The organism is Mycobacterium branderi (assembly GCF_010728725.1).
GTDB classification, from domain to species: domain Bacteria; phylum Actinomycetota; class Actinomycetes; order Mycobacteriales; family Mycobacteriaceae; genus Mycobacterium; species Mycobacterium branderi.
In genome coordinates, this window is record NZ_AP022606.1 from 1,257,064 (window position 1) to 1,274,438 (window position 17,375).

General features: G+C 68.2%; 14 protein-coding genes. 6 read left to right on the forward strand and 8 right to left on the reverse strand.

The window, feature by feature from the left end; genetic code table 11:
- Positions 1–8 precede the first annotated feature (8 nt).
- Complete coding sequence (locus G6N47_RS06520; protein WP_083133145.1) at positions 9–986, reverse strand: MaoC family dehydratase; 978 nt, start codon at positions 984–986, stop codon at positions 9–11.
- A 14-nt stretch (positions 987–1,000) separates the two neighbouring features.
- On the opposite strand from G6N47_RS06520, the gene G6N47_RS06525 reads away from it, so the two are divergent.
- A complete protein-coding gene (locus tag G6N47_RS06525; protein ID WP_083133146.1) occupies positions 1,001–2,143 on the forward strand; it encodes an acyl-CoA dehydrogenase family protein in 1,143 nt (380 codons plus the stop codon).
- An 88-nt stretch (positions 2,144–2,231) separates the two neighbouring features.
- Positions 2,232–2,990, forward strand: a complete 759-nt coding sequence (locus G6N47_RS06530) for an alpha/beta hydrolase (RefSeq protein ID WP_083133147.1) — start codon at positions 2,232–2,234, stop codon at positions 2,988–2,990.
- Here the strand turns inward: G6N47_RS06530 and G6N47_RS06535 are convergent.
- The 5 genes from G6N47_RS06535 to G6N47_RS06555 all read right to left on the reverse strand — a co-directional run bounded on the left by G6N47_RS06535 (position 2,987) and on the right by G6N47_RS06555 (position 9,870).
- A complete protein-coding gene (locus tag G6N47_RS06535) occupies positions 2,987–3,871 on the reverse strand; it encodes an enoyl-CoA hydratase/isomerase family protein (RefSeq protein ID WP_232080139.1) in 885 nt (294 codons plus the stop codon). The genes G6N47_RS06530 and G6N47_RS06535 overlap by 4 nt on opposite strands.
- On the reverse strand, positions 3,868–5,382 hold the full coding sequence (fadD4, locus tag G6N47_RS06540; protein WP_083133149.1) for a fatty-acid--CoA ligase FadD4: 1,515 nt from the start codon (positions 5,380–5,382) through the stop codon (positions 3,868–3,870). Before fadD4 ends, G6N47_RS06535 begins: the two co-directional genes overlap by 4 nt.
- Positions 5,383–5,508: 126 nt before the next feature.
- Positions 5,509–7,329, reverse strand: a complete 1,821-nt coding sequence (locus G6N47_RS06545; protein ID WP_083133150.1) for a phosphoenolpyruvate carboxykinase (GTP) — start codon at positions 7,327–7,329, stop codon at positions 5,509–5,511.
- A gap of 139 nt (positions 7,330–7,468) precedes the next feature.
- A complete protein-coding gene (locus G6N47_RS06550; RefSeq protein ID WP_083133151.1) occupies positions 7,469–8,947 on the reverse strand; it encodes a hypothetical protein in 1,479 nt (492 codons plus the stop codon).
- A complete protein-coding gene (locus tag G6N47_RS06555; protein WP_083133152.1) occupies positions 8,944–9,870 on the reverse strand; it encodes a hypothetical protein in 927 nt (308 codons plus the stop codon). The genes G6N47_RS06550 and G6N47_RS06555 overlap by 4 nt, the downstream gene beginning before the upstream one ends.
- A gap of 213 nt (positions 9,871–10,083) precedes the next feature.
- Between G6N47_RS06555 and trmB the strand changes: the two genes are divergently transcribed.
- The 3 genes from trmB (at position 10,084) to G6N47_RS06570 (ending at position 14,433) form a co-directional block, all read left to right on the forward strand.
- Positions 10,084–10,794: a tRNA (guanosine(46)-N7)-methyltransferase TrmB gene (trmB, locus tag G6N47_RS06560; protein ID WP_372517549.1), complete on the forward strand. Its 711-nt coding sequence runs from the start codon at positions 10,084–10,086 to the stop codon at positions 10,792–10,794.
- Entirely contained in the window at positions 10,791–11,489 is a 699-nt protein-coding gene (locus G6N47_RS06565; protein ID WP_083133154.1) for an NYN domain-containing protein, read from the forward strand. The genes trmB and G6N47_RS06565 overlap by 4 nt, the downstream gene beginning before the upstream one ends.
- 61 nt (positions 11,490–11,550) lie before the next feature.
- Positions 11,551–14,433 (forward strand): MMPL family transporter, encoded by a 2,883-nt coding sequence (locus tag G6N47_RS06570; RefSeq protein ID WP_083133155.1) that lies wholly within the window; start codon positions 11,551–11,553, stop codon positions 14,431–14,433.
- Here G6N47_RS06570 and G6N47_RS06575 read toward each other — a convergent pair.
- On the reverse strand, positions 14,430–15,578 hold the full coding sequence (locus G6N47_RS06575) for an AI-2E family transporter (RefSeq protein ID WP_083133248.1): 1,149 nt from the start codon (positions 15,576–15,578) through the stop codon (positions 14,430–14,432). The two genes, G6N47_RS06570 and G6N47_RS06575, sit on opposite strands and share 4 nt — an antisense overlap.
- 87 nt (positions 15,579–15,665) lie before the next feature.
- Here G6N47_RS06575 and G6N47_RS06580 point away from each other — a divergent pair, with 87 nt between their 5' ends.
- Positions 15,666–16,823 (forward strand): lysylphosphatidylglycerol synthase transmembrane domain-containing protein, encoded by a 1,158-nt coding sequence (locus tag G6N47_RS06580; protein ID WP_083133156.1) that lies wholly within the window; start codon positions 15,666–15,668, stop codon positions 16,821–16,823.
- On the opposite strand, the gene G6N47_RS06585 is transcribed toward G6N47_RS06580, so the two are convergent.
- Positions 16,816–17,337: a hemophore gene (locus G6N47_RS06585; protein ID WP_083133157.1), complete on the reverse strand. Its 522-nt coding sequence runs from the start codon at positions 17,335–17,337 to the stop codon at positions 16,816–16,818. The two genes, G6N47_RS06580 and G6N47_RS06585, sit on opposite strands and share 8 nt — an antisense overlap.
- Positions 17,338–17,375: the final 38 nt, after the last annotated feature.

The following is a 17,375-nucleotide window of genomic DNA, read 5'->3' on the forward strand; positions in this document are numbered from 1 at the left end:
TGCGCGCGTCAGAACTGCAGCGCGGTGAACCGCCAGTCCAGCACCTGGCGGTCCGGCTCGCCCACCGCATAGACCAACGATCGCAGCGTCAGCACGCCGCCCTGGTCGGTCGGCTGCGCGGACTCGACGTGCAGCGCGCTGTAGAGCGTGTCACCCTCGTGCACCGGACCCGTGTGGTCGCAGGACTCCCAGCCCAGCACCGTCGCCAAGTTGGGCAACAACCGGGTGGCTTGCGCCAGCGCCAACCCGATGGTGTGGCCGCCGTAAACCAGCCGGCGTCCGCCAACCCGCGAATCATGGTGTACCGCAGCGATATTCAGCGTGAGCCGGGCCAGCTCCGGTGCGCTGCTGACGATGTCGCCGCTGCTATGCAAGACCGAGCCGGCCATGCCGGGGTGGAAATGCGGCCCCGGAATGCGCTGGCGGAACACGGCGCCGCTCCACTGCTCGGTGGCCGAGGGCGGCGGCACCAGGTCGGTACCGACCGTCGAGAGGTCGTCGGCGTGCTCGGCGGCGTCCGGCGCGGCGCCGGGACTCAACGGCAGCATCGCGCAGCGGTAGAAGTCGAGCACCAATCGATCGGCCTGGTCGATGGTGGTCATCCGCAGGGCCACCAGGCCGGTGGGCGCGCGCCCGGGTTTGGCCGAGTTCTTCTTCAGGCCCACCACCTCGGTGCGGGTGAACAGGCTGTCGCCGATCGCCGGAAAGCGGTAGAAGACCAGCCCGCGGTAGAACAGGTTGGCCTTGACGTGTTGGGTCACCAGCGTCGACTGCCCGATCGCGACGTCGCACACCAGGCCGGGGTGGGCCAGCGGCGTCGTCGACCCGGTGACTGCGTGGGACAGTTCGGCGTCCAGCGGCAGCCGCAGCCGGTCGCCGAGGATGCTCTGGTGCACGGCGGCCACTCCCGGGGACAGCGTCATCGACGGGGCGGCGGGAAAAACCTGTCCGACGTGCAGGTCGTCGAAGTACGGGCCGCCGGTCATGTCAGCATGGCCTCATGACCCCCGAAGAGACGATGCTGGTCGAGACCGTGCGTGAGTTTGTCGACAAAGACGTCAGGCCGACGGTGCGCGAAGTCGAGCATGCCAACGAGTATCCGCAAGTGTGGATCGAGCAGATGAAGCGGATCGGCATTTACGGCCTCGCCATTCCCGAAGAGTACGGCGGGTCGCCGGTGTCGATGCCGTGCTACGTGCTGGTCACCCAGGAGCTGGCCCGCGGCTGGATGAGCCTGGCCGGTGCGATGGGCGGGCACACCGTGGTGGCCAAGCTACTCACGCTGTTCGGCACCGAGGAGCAGAAGCGTCGCTACCTGCCGCCGATGGCCACCGGTGAGCTGCGGGCCACCATGGCGCTCACCGAGCCCGGCGGCGGCAGCGATCTGCAGAACATGTCGACCACCGCGCTGGCCGACGGCGACGAGCTGGTGATCAACGGGTCGAAGACCTGGATCAGCAATGCGCGGCGTTCCGGGCTGATTGCGTTGCTGTGCAAGACCGATCCGCGCGCGACGCCACGCCACACCGGCATCTCGGTGGTGCTGGTGGAACCCGGCCCGGGGCTGACGATTTCGCGGGACCTGCCCAAGCTGGGCTACAAGGGCGTCGAATCGTGTGAGCTGTCGTTCGACGGCTACCGGGTTCCCGGGTCGGCTGTTCTCGGCGGCGTACCGGGCAAGGGCTTCGCGCAGATGATGAAAGGCCTTGAGACAGGCCGCATTCAGGTGGCGTCACGGGCGCTGGGAGTGGCGACGGCGGCGCTCGACGATGCGCTGGCCTACGCACAACAGCGGGAAAGTTTCGGCAAACCGATCTGGAAGCACCAGGCCGTCGGCAACTACCTGGCCGACATGGCGACCAAGCTCACCGCCGCGCGCCAGCTCACCCGCTATGCGGCGGAACGCTACGACAGCGGCGAACGCTGCGACATGGAGGCCGGCATGGCCAAACTGTTCGCCTCCGAGGTGGCGATGGAGATCGCGTTGAACGCGGTCCGCATTCACGGCGGGTACGGCTATTCGACCGAATACGACGTTGAGCGGTACTTTCGCGACGCCCCGCTGATGATCGTCGGCGAGGGCACCAACGAAATCCAGCGCAACGTGATCGCCGGGCAACTGGTGGCCCGCGGCGGCCTCTGATGACCTCCACCTCCGCGCCGAGTGTGCGGTTATGCCACGCTTTTTCGCTCCGACCGTGCATTAAGTCCACACTCGGCAGCGTTCGCACATGCTGACATCACTGCAGCGGCGGTTGATCTACTTCCCGTCGCCCGGGCCGGTACCGCCCGCCGCAGCCGTCCTGCCCGGCGGCGAGGACGTCGTCCTGCACACCGACGACGGGCTGCGGCTGAGTGCGTGGTTCTTCCCCGCCGCGGGCGGCGGACCGGCGGTGTTGGTCTGCAACGGAAATGGCGGCGACCGCACGTTGCGCGCGCCGCTGGCAGCCGCTTTGCGCGACGCCGGTGTGTCGGTACTGCTCTTCGACTACCGGGGTTACGGCGGAAACCCCGGCCGGCCAACCGAAGACGGCCTGGCCGCGGACGCCCGAGCCGCCCGGGCGTTCCTGGCGGCTCGCCCGGAAATCGATCGGATTGTCTACTTCGGCGAGTCGCTGGGCGCGGCGGTGGCGGTTCGGCTGGCGCTCGAGTCGCCGCCGGCCGCGATGGTGCTGCGCTCGCCGTTCACATCGCTGACCGATGTCGGCCGGTTGCACTACCCGTTCCTGCCGGTCGGCCCACTGCTGGCCGATCGGTACCCGTCGATCAACCGGATCGCGCGCGTGGGGGCACCGCTTTTGGTGGTCGCCGGCGATCGCGACACCCTGGTGCCTGCGAAGCTGAGCCGACGCCTGTATGACGCTGCGCGCGAGCCGAAGCGGTTCCTTCTGGTGCCCGGCGCGGACCACAACAGCATGGACTTGCTCGACGGCCCGTTGATGATCGATGCGATCGTGCGATTCCTCCGCGAGTACGACGTGCTGGCCTAGCCGACCGCGTCCACCAGCCCCCATGCCAGCGCCGTCGCCGGGTCGATGGTGTGACCGGAAAGCACCAGATACGCTGTGCGCCAACGGCCGATGCGCCGGGTGACGCTGACGGTGCCACCGGCGCCCGGGATCAGACCGAGGCTCAGCTCGGGAAGCCCGAACACCGAATCGGGCGCAGCCGCAACATGTCCGCAGAACGCCGCCATCTCCAGTCCGCTGCCCAGCACTTGCCCGTGCACCTCCGCGCGGCAGGCCGGCCCGAACCGTGCGGTCAGCGCGTCGAGCACCAGGGCGGGGCTGTAGCGGGTGCGGGCCAGATGCGCGGTGGCGGGATCGCGCAAGGTGCCGAACTCGGCGAGGTCGCCGCCGCTGCAGAACGACGGCCCATTGCCGGACAGCACCACCTCGTCGACCGACGTGTCGTAGCGCGCGACGTCGAGCGCTTCCAGCAGTGCGGCGCGAGCGTCGGTGGAAAATGCGTTGTGCCGCGACGGCCGGTTGAATTTGATCCGCAGCGTGTTGCCGTCGCGTTCGGCCACTACCGGATCGGGGATCTCCGGCATACGGGCCGGGCCGCGTTCGGCAAGCCAGCGGGCGAATTCCTGGCCGGATTGCAGCGTCGAATAGGCCAGAGACTCGGTGATCACCCCGGCGCGCGTCGGGCCACCAGGATCCACCGCGCGCAGCACGTCGTCGCACACGGCTGCCGCCTGCGGCCAATGCTTCAGTCGCTCATGGAGTTCGGCGAGGGCGGCATCGACCGATGGCACGGTGACCACCCGCCGGTCGTCGCTGGGATCCTCGCTTAGCGTGAAAGTTGCTTGTTCACTGGCATTTTCAGTGCTGACGAAGATTCCCGCTGGCAGCTCGACAACGCTCACGAATACTTCTTGACCAACTCGCCTTTGAACATCTTGCCGGTCTCGGTGCGCGGCAGCTCGGCTTCGAACGAGATCGAGCGTGGACATTTGTAGTGGGCGAGGCGGTCCCGCAGCCATGCCAACAGCTCGGCGGCGAACTCGTCGGTGGCGTCGGCCGGGTCGAGCGTCTGCACCACCGCCTTGACGCTTTGGCCCATCTCGTCGTCGGGAATGCCGAACACCGCCGCGTCCAACACTTTTGGATGCGTGACCAGCATGTTCTCTGCCTCTTGGGGGTAGATGTTCACCCCGCCGGAGATGATCATGTGGTGGCGGCGGTCGGTCAGGTACAGGTAGCCCTCGTCGTCGACGTAGCCGACATCGCCGACCGTCACCCAGCCGTGCTTGTCGCGCGATGCCGCGGTTTTCGCTGCGTCGTTGAGGTATTCGAACGCATAGCCGCCCTCGAAGTAGATCTCGCCGGCCTGCCCGGGCGGCAGCTCGTCGCCGTTCTCGTCGAGGATGTGTATCTGGCAGGCCATTGGTTTGCCGACCGAGCCCGGATGGGCCAGCCACTCCTCGGCGGTGATCAACGTCGACCCGATCGCCTCCGAGGATGCGTAGTACTCGTCGATGATCGGGCCCCACCAGTCGATCATCTGCTTCTTGATCTCCACCGGGCACGGCGCTGCCGCATGGATCACCCGCTGCAGACTCGACAAGTCATATGAATTACGCACCGACTCCGGCAGTTTCAGCATGCGGGTGAACATCGCCGGTACGAACTGGCCGTGGGTTACCCCGTAGCGCTGGATCGCGTCGAGGCAGCCCTCGGGGTCGAACTTCTCGAGGACCACTGTGGTGATGCCGGCGGCCTGCACGCTCATCGACCACACCGACGGCGCCGTGTGATACAGCGGCGCCGGGCTCATGTAAATCGAGTCCGGCGTCATCCAGAATCCGACTAGCGCCGACATCATGCCGGGGGCCTCGGCCGGAGGGACGTGTGGCAGTTCGCGTTTGATGCCCTTGGGCCGGCCCGTGGTGCCCGACGAGTACTGCAAAAGGTCGCCCTCGCGCTCGTCGGGGATCGGCGTAACCGGTTGATCCGCAACACATTCCGGGTAACGCTGCCAGCCGGACAGGTCGTCGTCGGCGATCATGAGCAGCTCGGGCAATCCGCCCGGCAAATGCTCCGCCAAGTTCTCGCAGGTTTTCCGCAGCGCGGCCGAGCCGATGATCGCCTTGGCGGCGCTGTTGTCGACGATGTAGGCAGCTTCGGGCGCGGTCAGGTGGGTGTTGATCGGCACGTAGTACAGGCCGCTGCGCCGCGCGGCCCACATCACGGCGTGGATGTGCTCGTTGTTCTCCATGAGGATCGCGACCGCGTCGCCTTCGGCCAGCCCAGCCCGGCGAAAGTAATGCGCCAGCCGATTGGCCCGGGCTTCCAGCTCGTCGAAGGTGATGACCGTGCCGGACGGATGGAGGACGACCGCCGGCTTACCGGTGCCGACATGCTCGCGAATCTGCATGGGGCAGACTGTACCGCCACCAAACTTGACAGCTGTCAAGTGGTCGACTCACCCGCGAAGGTGCGTAGTTGTACGTGAAAGCCGGTCGAAACCTGTACAACTGCGCACGCTCGCGCAGGAAGGTGACTAGCCCAGCCGCTGCTTGAGCGCCTCGAACTCGTCCTTGACGCCGGTGGGCAGCTTTTCGCCGACGAACTCGAACCACTCCTCGATCATCGGCAGTTCCTGGCGCCATTCGTCGGCCTTGACCTCCAACGCGCGCTGCACGTCTGCGGCGTCCACGTCCAGCCCATCCAAGTCGAGGTCGTCGGCGGTGGGCACGATGCCGATCGGGGTCTCCTGACCGCCCGCCCGGTGTTCGATGCGGTCGACGATCCACTTGAGCACCCGGCTGTTCTCGCCGAAGCCCGGCCACAGGAACTTGCCGTCGTCGCCACGGCGGAACCAGTTGACGAAGAACACCTTCGGCAGCTTGGACTCATCGGAGTTTTTACCGATATCGATCCAGTGCTGGAAGTAGTCGCCCACGTGATAGCCCAGGAACGGCAGCATCGCCATCGGGTCGCGCCGCACGGTGCCGACCTTGCCCTCGGCGGCGGCGGTCTGCTCGCTGCCCATCGTGGCGCCCATGAACACGCCGTGTTGCCAGTCGCGGGCCTCGGTCACCAGCGGCACCGTCGTCTTGCGGCGGGCACCGAACAGGATGCCGGAGATCGGCACGCCCTGCGGGTCGTCCCACTCAGGCGCCAGGATCGGGCACTGCGACATCGGCGTGCAGTACCGCGAGTTCGGGTGCGCGGCTTTGGTTTCCGTCTCGCGGATAACCCAGTCGTTGCCCTTCCAGTCGATCAGGTGGTCCGGCTCGCCCTCCAGGCCCTCCCACCACACGTCGCCGTCGTCGGTGAGCGCAACGTTGGTGAACACGGTGTTGCCGGCGGCGATGGTGCGCATCGCGTTGGGGTTGGACTTCCAGTTGGTGCCCGGCGCGACACCGAAGAAGCCGGCCTCCGGGTTGACGGCGTAGAGCCGGCCGTCCTTGCCGAACCGCATCCAGGCGATGTCGTCGCCGAGGGTTTCGGCGCGCCAGCCCGGGATGGTCGGCTGGATCATCGCCAGGTTGGTCTTGCCGCACGCCGACGGGAAGGCCGCGGCGAAGTAGTACGCCTTGTTCTCCGGCGAGATCAGCTTGAGGATCAGCATGTGCTCGGCGAGCCAGCCCTCGTCGTGGGCCATCGCCGAGGCGATCCGCAACGAATAGCACTTCTTACCCAGCAGCGCGTTGCCGCCGTAACCCGAGCCGTAGCTCCAGATTTCACGGGTCTCAGGGAAGTGGGTGATGTATTTGGTCTCGTTGCACGGCCACGGCACGTCTTTTTGGCCGGGCTCCAGCGGCGCTCCCACCGAATGCAGCGCCTTGACGAAGAAGCCGTCGTCGCCCATCTTCTCCAGGGCGGCCTTGCCCATCCGGGTCATCACCTTCATCGAGACGACGACGTATTCCGAGTCGGTGATCTCCACGCCCAGCTTGGGGTCGTCGGCGCCGAGCGGGCCCATGCAGAACGGCACCACCCACATCGTGCGCCCGCGCATGCAGCCGCGGTACAGCTCGGTCATGATCGACCGCATCTTGGCCGGCTCCATCCAGTTGTTGGTCGGACCGGCGCCGCTCTCCTGCTCGGTGCAGATGAACGTGCGGGACTCGACGCGCGCCACGTCAGACGGGTCGGAAAGAGCCAGGTAGGAGTTCGGACGCTTCTTTTCGTTCAGCTTCTTGAAAGTGCCCGCCTCGACCAGCTGCTGGCAAAGCCGCTCCCATTCTTCGTCGGAGCCGTCCGCGAACACCACCCGGTCCGGCTGGGTGAGCTCGGCCACCTCCGCCACCCAGGACAACAGGCCCTGGTGGTTCGTCGGCGCGGTATCCAGACCGGGGATGGTCGCTGAGGTCATCGAAATCTCCTGAACTCTCACTCGTGCGTGTCACAGCTGCGAAGGTTTGCAAAACGTCTTTGCGATCCTTAACACAGGTTATCGCGGGCCGTATACCCAAAATGGCTCGGGCGTGTATCAGCTCACTCACAAGAACGATTCAGATCGCCTTATCGGCCCCAATTGTCGGCGCCGACGTCGCCGTCTCCGCGTGGGCGCACTCCCCCAACTGCGCGCGCACGGCGTCGAGCGCAGCCCGCAGCGTCGGCATCTCCCGGTCACGCAACGCCGCGGCCCGAGCCGCCGCGACGGCATGCTCACGCAGCTCGGTGTCGATGACGCTCACTTGGTCGGCCACATGTGCGCTTTCGGCTTCGTCGTGCTCGCCGAGCGCAGCGCTGAGCGCCGACTCGGCGGCCAGAACCCGGGTGGCCACCAGCTGCTCGACCGCCGAGCGCAGCGATCCGGTTGCCTCGCCGACCCAGCGGTCGAGCACCGCGCGGTCGGCCAGCAGGCCGCGAGTGCCGACCACCCAGACGGTGACCGCCAGACCGATCGCCACGCAGGCGACGATCCCGGCCGCGGTCAGCCCGGGCGCCAAGTCGAGCAGCAGCCGGCTCAGCGTCAGCGCCACGCCCAGCCCGAAACCGGCGCCCAGCAGCATCATCAGCCTGGTCTCCAGCCGCCTCGACTTCAGCGGCGGCGCACCGATCTCCACCCGCGGCAGCTCGGCTGCCGGCGGCTCCACCGCCAGCCCCAGCGCCTGCGCGACATCGGTCAGGTGCGCGGTGGTGCCCTCGTCGACCTCGGTCACCACCTCCTCGACGCGGCCGCGGGCGTAGGCCTCGAAGCCGGGCAGCTTGCGCCGACTCAGACCGGCCGCATCCTCCTGCAACTCTGAACGCACTGAGGCGCAGCGGTTCCGGGCGAAGTAAGACAACTGCACGCGCGCCTGCTGGACCTGGCTGCGCAGCGCGATCGTGCGCTCGGATTTGGACAGCCGCCGCTGGCGCAGCACGGCGTTGCGTTGCTCCCGCAGCGCCTCGACCCGCGCACGGCGGCCCGCGCCCTCGGCGTCGCGGTCATACCGGCATGCGACGGTCTGCAGCCGGGACTCCCAGGCCCGCAACCGGTTTCGCCGCGCAAGGTCGGGGTCGGCCAGTTGCTCCCCGACCGCGGCAATCAGGTCGTCGACGCGCGGCTCGCCGCGTTCGGGCGCCGCGGCCGCCCCCACCCAGCGCACCCCGCCGTAGCGCGGCGCGTGCTCGGCCAGCGTCTCGCGGTCGGCGGCCAGCACGTCGCGCCAGTTGCGGTGGACGTCGATCTTGGACACCACGCCGATAACCGGGTCGGTGTCGGTGGCCGCTGCGTCGAGCAGCGCGGCGTCGGATCCGGTCAGCACCGCGGCCGCGGAGACCACGAACACCACGGCGCTCGGCGCCTCGCCGGGCGCCAGGTCCGCCGCCTCGACGAAGGTGTGCTGGGGCAGCCGTTCGCGCAGCACGGCAGCAACGCCGCTGACTCCGGCGAGCCACGGGCCGGTCACCAGCACAGCGTCGCGGCGCGCAATCACGGGCGCACTGAGCCGCGGGCCGATCGCGCCGACCAGTGCGTCGACGTCGGCGACCGGGTCGGTCATGACGATCCCCCGGCGTGCGACCAGAGCCGCAGCGATCCCCTGGCGATGTCGGCGCCACAGGCGCGGTGGGTGGCGCTGACCGGTCCGCGGCCGTAGCGCTGCCAGCGCACTGCCCGCCGCAGGTGTGCCGCGGGGCTGTCGCAGCGGTCGACGTCCAGCCCGGTGGCCTCGACGACGTCGATCGCGGCGGCCATCCGCGCGATCACCGTGGCGTCGCGGGACAAGAACTCGGCGGCCCGCGGGTCGGTGACAGCGAGCGCCTCCAGCTCGGCGACGGCGTCGAGCATCCGCCGGTAGTGCACCTCGGCGCCGACGGCCGCCAGCTCGGCCAGCACGGCGTCGATGCGGCTCAGCCTGCGCAGCCGAGCCCGGACCTGGGCCTTCGACGCCCCCCGGCGGATCCCGGCGACCGCCGCAGCGACGCCGAACAGGTCGAGGGTGTCGACCAGGCGCCGGCGGACCTCAACCGGCAGCGGGTGTGCGCAGGCGACGAAGCTGTCCGGCGAGCTCAGGTCGGCGGGCCGGGCCGCAAGCACCCGCAGCGCGCCCCACAGGGTGTCGTCCAGTACCGCCACAGCCAGCAATCCCACCATCGGCGCGACCGGCACGCCGAGCCCGGCCACCGGCCCGCCGGCCACGTCGGCCTTGTTCTGTACCACCAGCAGCGGCCGTTGCGCCGCCGCGATCGCGGCCCGATCCTCGGGTTTGACCACCTCGGCGATCACGTGGACCTGCAGATCGGCGTCCGGCGTCACCGGGACCCCGGCCTGGGCAAGAGCGTGCGCGACGGTACGACGGCCCACTCCACGGCGCCCGGACACGGCGACCCGCAGCGGCGCACGCAGGGGCTCGGCGATCACGTCCCAGCGGGCGTCGGCGGCATATCGCGCCAGCTCGTCGAGGAAACCCCGCTGTCCGCTCATGTCCCGCCCATTGTCCCTGAACTGGCCCGCTGAACCGGCGAGCGCCGCTCCCATCGCATCGTGACATCCGCCGCGCCGTGGCGCGAGCCAGTACCAGCCGAAGGCAACTGTTGGGTATCAATCTGTACCGCGATGCGGCTACACCATGGGTATATGGGTAACGATGGACCAATGCACGCACAATCCGGGGTCCAGGCGCGCCCGGACACCGGCGTGCCCGCCCCGCGTTCTGGCTATCCCCGGACCACCAGCTTCCGGACCCGGCGCTCGGCCCTCTCGGCCGCCCAGCAGCGGACCTGGGACCGATTGTGGCCGCAACTCGGCATCCTGGCCCGCAGCGCCGACGGGCCGGCCGATCCACCCGACATCCGGGCCTGGTTCGGCAGGGAGGCGCCGGTGGTTCTCGAGATCGGTTGCGGCACAGGGACTTCCACCCTCGCGATGGCACAGTCCGAGCCGGATGTCGACGTGATCGCGGTCGAGGTCTACCGGCGCGGGCTGGCGCAACTGCTGAGCGCCATCGACCGGGAGAACGTCGGCAACATCCGCCTGGTCCGCGGAGATGCGCTCGACGTCCTCGAGCACCTCATCCCGTCGGGCACGTTGACGGGAGTGCGGGTGTTCTTCCCCGACCCCTGGCCCAAGGCCCGCCACCACAAGCGGCGGTTGCTGCAGCCGCGCACCGTGGCGCTGATCGCCGACCGGTTGCGGCCCGGCGGGGTACTGCACGCCGCCACCGACCACGCCGGATACGCCGAGCAGATCGCCGAGGTCGGCGACGCCGAGCCGCGGTTGCGCCGGGCCGATCCCGACGACCCGACTCTGCCGATCTCGGTCGTCCGCCCCATCACCAAGTACGAGACCAAGGCACAAGACGCCGGCAGTGCCGTTACCGAATTGCTCTGGGAAAGAACCAGTCCATGAGCCTGACCGAAGAAACGGGCGCACTGATGCCCGCGCTGGCCGAACCATCCGGCGACGACACGGCCGGCCCGGGCGGCCGACGCGTGCTGTTGGTCTGGGATGCGCCCAACCTGGACATGGGTCTCGGCTCCATCCTGGGCCGGCGGCCGACGGCGCTGGAACGCCCGCGCTTCGACGCGCTGGGCCGCTGGCTTTTGACCCGCACCGCCGAGGTGGCCGCCGACCGGCACGACGTGTCGAGCGAACCCGAGGCCACCGTGTTCACCAACATCGCGCCGGGCAGCGCCGACGTGGTTCGACCGTGGGTGGATGCCTTGCGTAACGTGGGGTTTGCCGTCTTCGCCAAGCCGAAAATCGACGAGGACAGCGACGTCGACGGCGACATGCTGCAGCACATCGCGTTGCGCTGCCAGGAGGGTCTGGCGGCGCTGGTGGTGGCCTCCGCCGACGGCCAGGCATTCCGCGAACCGCTGGAGGAAATCTCGCGCGGCGGGGTTCCCGTCCAGGTGCTCGGATTTCGCGAACATGCGAGTTGGGCGTTAGCGTCGGATACCTTGGAGTTCGTCGACCTGGAGGACATCGACGGTGTGTTCCGGGAACCGCTGCCCCGGATCGGACTGGATTCGCTGCCTGAGCAGGGGGCGTGGCTGCAGCCGTTCCGGCCGCTGTCGTCGCTACTGACCTCGCGTGTGTGACAACTGGATAAATAGGCAGCGGGTCACGGAGATTTTTCAGTAGATCCAGTAAGGAGCTTACGTGTTCGCCTGGTGGGGCCGAACTGTATACCGCTACCGGTACATCGTGATCGGGGTCATGGTGGCGCTGTGCCTTGGCGGCGGCATCTTCGGGATGAGCCTCGGCAAACACGTCACCCAGAGCGGGTTCTACGACGACGGCAGCCAGTCGGTGAAGGCGTCGGTGCTGGGCGACCAGGTGTACGGCCGCGACCGAACCAGTCACGTCGTCGCTGTTTTCACCGCGCCCAAAGGTAAGACGGTCGACGACAAGCCGTGGTTCGACGGCATCAAAGACGGGCTCAACAACGTCAAGCGCGACCACCCTGACCAGGTGCTCAGCTGGGTGGGCTACTTCACCAACCCCGACGTGCTGAGCAACATGGCCGACGCCGACAAACAACACGCCTTCGCGTCCATCCAGCTCAAGGGCGACGACGACGACACCATCCTGAAGAACTACCAGGCCGTCGAGCCCAGCCTGCAAAAGCTCGACGGCGGCACGGTCAAACTGGCCGGCCTGCAGCCGATCGCCAACGCGCTGACCGGCACCATCGCCACCGACCAGAGGCGCATGGAGGTCCTTGCACTGCCGCTGGTGGCGGTGGTGCTGTTCTTCGTGTTCGGTGGGGTCATCGCCGCCGGGCTGCCGGTCATGGTCGGCGGCTTGAGCATCGCCGGCGCGACCGGCATCCTGCGGTTTGCCACTCTCTTCGGGCCGGTGAACTTCTTCGCCCAGCCGGTGATCTCGCTGATCGGTTTGGGTCTTGCCATCGACTACGGGCTGTTCGTGGTGAGCCGCTTCCGCGAGGAGATCGCCGAAGGCTACGACACCGAGGCCGCGGTGCGCCGCAGCGTGATGACGGCCGGTCGCACCGTGGTGTTCTCGGCGGTGCTGATCATCGTCTCGGGCGCCGCCCTGCTGGTGATGCCGCAGGGCTTCGTGAAAGGGCTGACCTACGCCATCTTCGCGGCGGTGGGGCTGGCGGCGCTGCTGTCGATCACGCTGCTGCCGGCCTGCCTGGGCGTGCTGGGCCACCACGTCGACGCGCTCGGGGTGCGGACGCTGTTGCGGGTGCCGTTCTTCCGTAACTGGAAGCCGATGAACTGGTGGCTGAACTTCCTGGCCGACAAGACCCAGAAGACCAAGACCCGCGAGGAAGTCGAGGGCGAGTTCTGGGGCAAGCTGGTCAACGTCGTGATGAAGCGGCCGCTGGCGTTCGCTGTCCCGATAGTGATCGCGATGATCCTGTTGATCATCCCGTTGGGGAAGTTGTCCTTCGGCGGGATGAGCGAGAAGTACCTGCCGCCGGACAATCCCAGCCGTCAGGCCCAGGAGCAGTTCGACAAGATCTTCCCCGGGTTCCGCACCGAGAAGCTGACGCTGGTCATCCAATCCGACAACCACAAGCCCGTCACCGACCAGCAGGTCGCCGACATCCGCAACAAGGCGATGTCCATCAACGGGTTCGTCAAGCCGGACAACAACGCGGCCGACATGTGGAAGGAACGCCCCGTGCTGCCGGGCGCGTCGAAGGACAAGTCGGTGCGGGTGATCGAGAACGGTTTGGTCAACCGCAACGACGCGGCGCAGAAGATCAAGGAACTGCGGGCGATCCCCCCGCCCAAGGGGCTGGAGTTGATGGTCGGCGGGACGCCGGCGCTCGAGCAGGACAGCATCCACGCCTTGTCGGCCCAGGGGCCGCTGATGTTGGTGATCCTGCTGACCACCACCACTTTGTTGATGTTCCTGGCGTTCGGGTCGGTGGTGCTGCCGATCAAGGCCGCGGTGATGAGCGCGTTGACGCTCGGTTCGACAATGGGAATCCTGACCTGGATCTTTGTCGACGGACACGGCGCGGGGTTGCTGAACTTCACCCCGACGCCGTTGATGGTGGTCGTGATCGCCCTGGTGGTCGCAGTGGGCTGGGGCCTGGCCACCGACTACGAAGTGTTCCTGGTCTCCCGGATGGTGGAGGCGCGGGAATCCGGGATGTCCACGTCGGAGGCAATCCGGATCGGGACCGCGACCACCGGTCGCCTGATCACCGCTGCCGCGCTGATCCTGGCCGTTGTCGCCGGCTCGTTCGTGTTCTCCGACCTGGTGATGATGAAATACCTGGCGTTCGGCTTGATGGCGGCGCTGCTGCTGGACGCGACGGTGGTGCGGATGTTCCTGGTGCCGTCGGTGATGAAGCTGCTCGGCGACGACTGTTGGTGGGCGCCGCGGTGGATGAAGCGGCTGCAGACCCGGCTCGGCCTCGGCGAGATCCACCTGCCGCCCGAGCGCAAGCGGCCCGCGCAGCGTCGGCCCGAGCGGGTGGCCGTCGCGCCGCGTGGTCCGGTTGCCACCAAACCGCGACCGCCACACGATCCCACCCACCCGTCGGCGGAAGGCGCCGCCCGCCCCCGCCCGCAGTACCGGCCGCCGCGTCAGGACACCCCGTCGGCGGCGGGCACCACCCGGATGCGGGCCCCGACGTCGCCGGGGTCTGCGGATGAACCGGAGACCACCCGCTTCGCCGCGCCGAAGAACGCCGCACCGGAACCCCGCGGCGGCGAACGCCGGCCCAAGCCGTCGGGCACCCCGCCGCAAGACCGCGAAATCGAGTCCTGGCTCAGCGAACTGCGCGGGCCCAAACCCGCTGAGCGGCAAGGTGATTCACGCACCACGGGGAACCCCGACCAGACGCGGTCGGTACCGGTACCCCCACAACAGTCCGACGACGAGGAAGAAGCCACCACGGCCATCCCCACGGCGCCGGCGGACGACGACGATTCCGACATGGCCACCGAGAAACTGAACTCCCGGGCGCACAACGCCCCAGAAGCCGAGCGGACGCGCCAGCGTCGCAGCGGGGGTCTGAGCGCGCAGGACCTGCTGCGCCGCGAAGGCCGCTTCTAACTACTGGGTTCTGCGGCAGCTTCGGCGTCGACGTCGTCCGGTTCTGCCGCCATGACGGACTCGCCTTCCTCGGTCAGCGCTTCAGCCGTCGCGGACGGTTCAGGCGCCAACAGCACCTTGAATGCGTTGTTGAGGAAAGCCACCGTGGGGACGGCCAGCAGCGCGCCGACGATACCGGCGAGCACCCCGCCGGTCGAGATCGCCAACACGACCGCCAGCGGGTGGATCGACACCGCGCGGCCCATCACCAGCGGCTGCAGGATGTGCGCCTCCAGCTGGTTGACCCCGATCAGCACCCCGAGCGTGATCAGCGCGTAGACGAAGCCCTTCGCCAGCAGCGCGACCACGATCGCCAGAATGCCGCTGATCACGGCACCGACCAGCGGGATGAACGCACCCAGGAACACCAGCGAGGCCAGCGGCAACGCCAGCGGCACGCCCATGATCGCCAGGCCGGTTCCGACCCCGGCGGCGTCGACCAGCGCGACTAAAAAGGTGGCACGGATATAGCCGATCAGAGAGCCGTAACCGGCCCGGCCCGCGGCGCGGACCCGCTCCCGGGCGTTGACGGGGAAGATCTTGGTGACGTACTGCCAGATGTTGCGCCCGCCGTAGAGGAAGAAGATCAGCGTGAACAGCATCATCAGCGCGGCGGTGAGGATCTCGGTGATGGTCGCCGCGGTGGACAACGCGCCGCTGGTCAGCTTCGCCTGATTGTTGCGCAGCGCCTGGATCGCGGCGTTACCGGCATTGTCGATCTGCTGGCGGCTCAGATGCATCGGCCCTTCGATCAGCCACTTGCGGGTGGAGTCGATGCTGTGCGTCACCTGGTCGACCAAATCCGGCAGCCCGATTACGAATTCACTGATGACGAACGACAGGATGCCGCCGAGGATCGCGAAGCCGGCCAGCAGCACCAGGGTCACCGCCGCGCCGCGCGGCACGCCGCGGCGGTCCAGCCAGTCCACCATGGGCACCAGCAACGCGCTGAGCATCAACGCCACCAGCACCGGGACGACGATGATCTCCAGCTTCTTGACCACCCAGAGAAACGCCACGACGGCGGCCAGGATGACCAACAACCGCCACGCCCAAGCGGCGGTCTTGCGGACAAGAGGTTCGACCGAGTCGTCGATCGACGGCATGCGGTCAAGCGTAATCGGCGCAAACACCGACACGGCGCGACGCGAAGCAACGATCCTTGCGCGACCTGCGCGGCTACCCTAAACCACGTGTCGCACGACGCGCTGCCACACAACGTCGACGGTCAGCACGAAGCGCCCGTCCACGGCAAATACTGGTGGCTCCGCTGGGTGATCCTGGGCATCGTCGCCGTCGTGCTCGCGGTCGAGGTGGCGTTGGTCTGGGACCAGCTGGCCGCGGCGGCCAACAGCCTGTACTCGGCCAAGTGGTACTGGCTGCTGGCCGCAGCGCTGGCGGCCGCCGCGTCGATGCACAGCTTCGCCCAGATCCAGCGGACCTTGCTGAGGTCCGCCGGCGTCGAGGTCAAGCAGTGGCGGTCGGAGGCCGCCTTCTACGCCGCCAACTCGCTGAGTACCACGCTGCCCGGCGGGCCGGTGCTGTCGGCCACGTTTCTTCTTCGGCAGCAACGGATTTGGGGCGCGTCGACCGTGGTGGCGTCGTGGCAGCTGGTGATGTCGGGTGTGCTGCAGGCGGTGGGGCTGGCGCTGCTCGGCCTGGGCGGCGCGTTCTTTCTCGGCGCGAAGAACAACCCGTTTTCTCTGCTGTTCACGCTGGGCGGCTTTGTCGCGCTGTTGTTGCTGGCCCAAGCGGTGGCGTCACGACCGGAGCTGATCGACGGCATCGGTCTGCGGGTGCTGTCGTGGGTCAACTCCGTGCGCGGCAGGCCGGCCACTACCGGCATCGACAGGTGGCGGCAAACCCTCGACCAGCTGGAGTCGGTCAGCCTGGGCCGTCGTGACCTGTCGGTGGCGTTCGGCTGGTCGCTGTTCAACTGGATCGCCGACGTGGCGTGCCTCGGCTTCGCCGCCTACGCCGCCGGCGGAAACGCGTCGGTCGCCGGGCTGACGGTGGCCTACGCGGCGGCGCGCGCGGTCGGCACGATCCCGCTGATGCCGGGCGGGCTGCTGGTCGTGGAGGCGGTGCTGGTCCCCGGTCTGGTCTCCAGCGGCATGTCGTTGCCCGACGCCATCTCGGCGATGCTGATCTACCGGGTGATCAGCTGGTTGTTGATCGCCGCGGTCGGCTGGGTGGTGTTCTTCTTCATGTTCCGGACCGAAAACGAGGTCGAGCCCGACAGCGAGGCGAACTCGCAGGACCAGCTCCCGCCGGCCGATCCGGGCGACGGGGCGCTGCAAGGCCCGCTGCCGCCACCGGACCCCGAAACCGGGGGCCGGGCCGCTACCTGACGACGACCGGTGCCTGCGCTGGCGCTGGACCCGCCGGTGCCGCCGGGGCGCCCCCGGCCGGAGCGCCGCCCACCGGACCGGCCACCGGCGACGCCGGAGCCCCACCACCGGGCAGCCCGTTCTGCGCTCCCTGCATCATTCCCAGCATCTGCGGAAGGCTGATCGGCAGCTTGCACTTGGTCGACAGCGAGGTCAGCGGCGCCGAGATGGTCTGCAGATCACTGGCGACCTTGGGGTTGGCGTCGAAGTACGACTTCAGCGAGTTGACCGATTGGGGTCCGGCAGGCTGCTGCATGACGTTGGTCATCGCCTGGTTGGTCTCCGGGTGCGAGTCCAGGTAGTCGCCGGCCGACTTGGCCACCGAGCCGACCGTGCGCGCCATCTCGCTCGCGGCGCAGGGATCGGACGCACCGACCGCCGACGGCATAGCCGACGCCACGCTGGCAGCGCCGCCCAGCGCGGTAGCGGCCAGTACGCCAAAAAGCCTGTGGCGCAACGTCGCACTCGTCGTCATGAATACTCCTTAAGGCTGGCGGACGTCCGGTCGCGCCA

Excerpts from the sequence above, each read along its gene's own strand:
- G6N47_RS06530 (WP_083133147.1), top strand. The coding sequence starts at position 2,232 with ATGCTGACATCACTGCAGCGGCGGTTGATCTACTTCCCGTCGCCCGGG.
- G6N47_RS06545 (WP_083133150.1), bottom strand. The coding sequence starts at position 7,329 with ATGACCTCAGCGACCATCCCCGGTCTGGATACCGCGCCGACGAACCAC.
- fadD4 (WP_083133149.1), bottom strand. The coding sequence starts at position 5,382 with ATGCAGATTCGCGAGCATGTCGGCACCGGTAAGCCGGCGGTCGTCCTC.
- G6N47_RS06565 (WP_083133154.1), top strand. The coding sequence starts at position 10,791 with ATGAGCCTGACCGAAGAAACGGGCGCACTGATGCCCGCGCTGGCCGAA.
- G6N47_RS06520 (WP_083133145.1), bottom strand. The coding sequence starts at position 986 with ATGACCGGCGGCCCGTACTTCGACGACCTGCACGTCGGACAGGTTTTT.
- G6N47_RS06550 (WP_083133151.1), bottom strand. The coding sequence starts at position 8,947 with ATGACCGACCCGGTCGCCGACGTCGACGCACTGGTCGGCGCGATCGGC.
- G6N47_RS06525 (WP_083133146.1), top strand. The coding sequence starts at position 1,001 with ATGACCCCCGAAGAGACGATGCTGGTCGAGACCGTGCGTGAGTTTGTC.
- G6N47_RS06585 (WP_083133157.1), bottom strand. The coding sequence starts at position 17,337 with ATGACGACGAGTGCGACGTTGCGCCACAGGCTTTTTGGCGTACTGGCC.
- G6N47_RS06555 (WP_083133152.1), bottom strand. The coding sequence starts at position 9,870 with ATGAGCGGACAGCGGGGTTTCCTCGACGAGCTGGCGCGATATGCCGCC.
- G6N47_RS06575 (WP_083133248.1), bottom strand. The coding sequence starts at position 15,578 with ATGCCGTCGATCGACGACTCGGTCGAACCTCTTGTCCGCAAGACCGCC.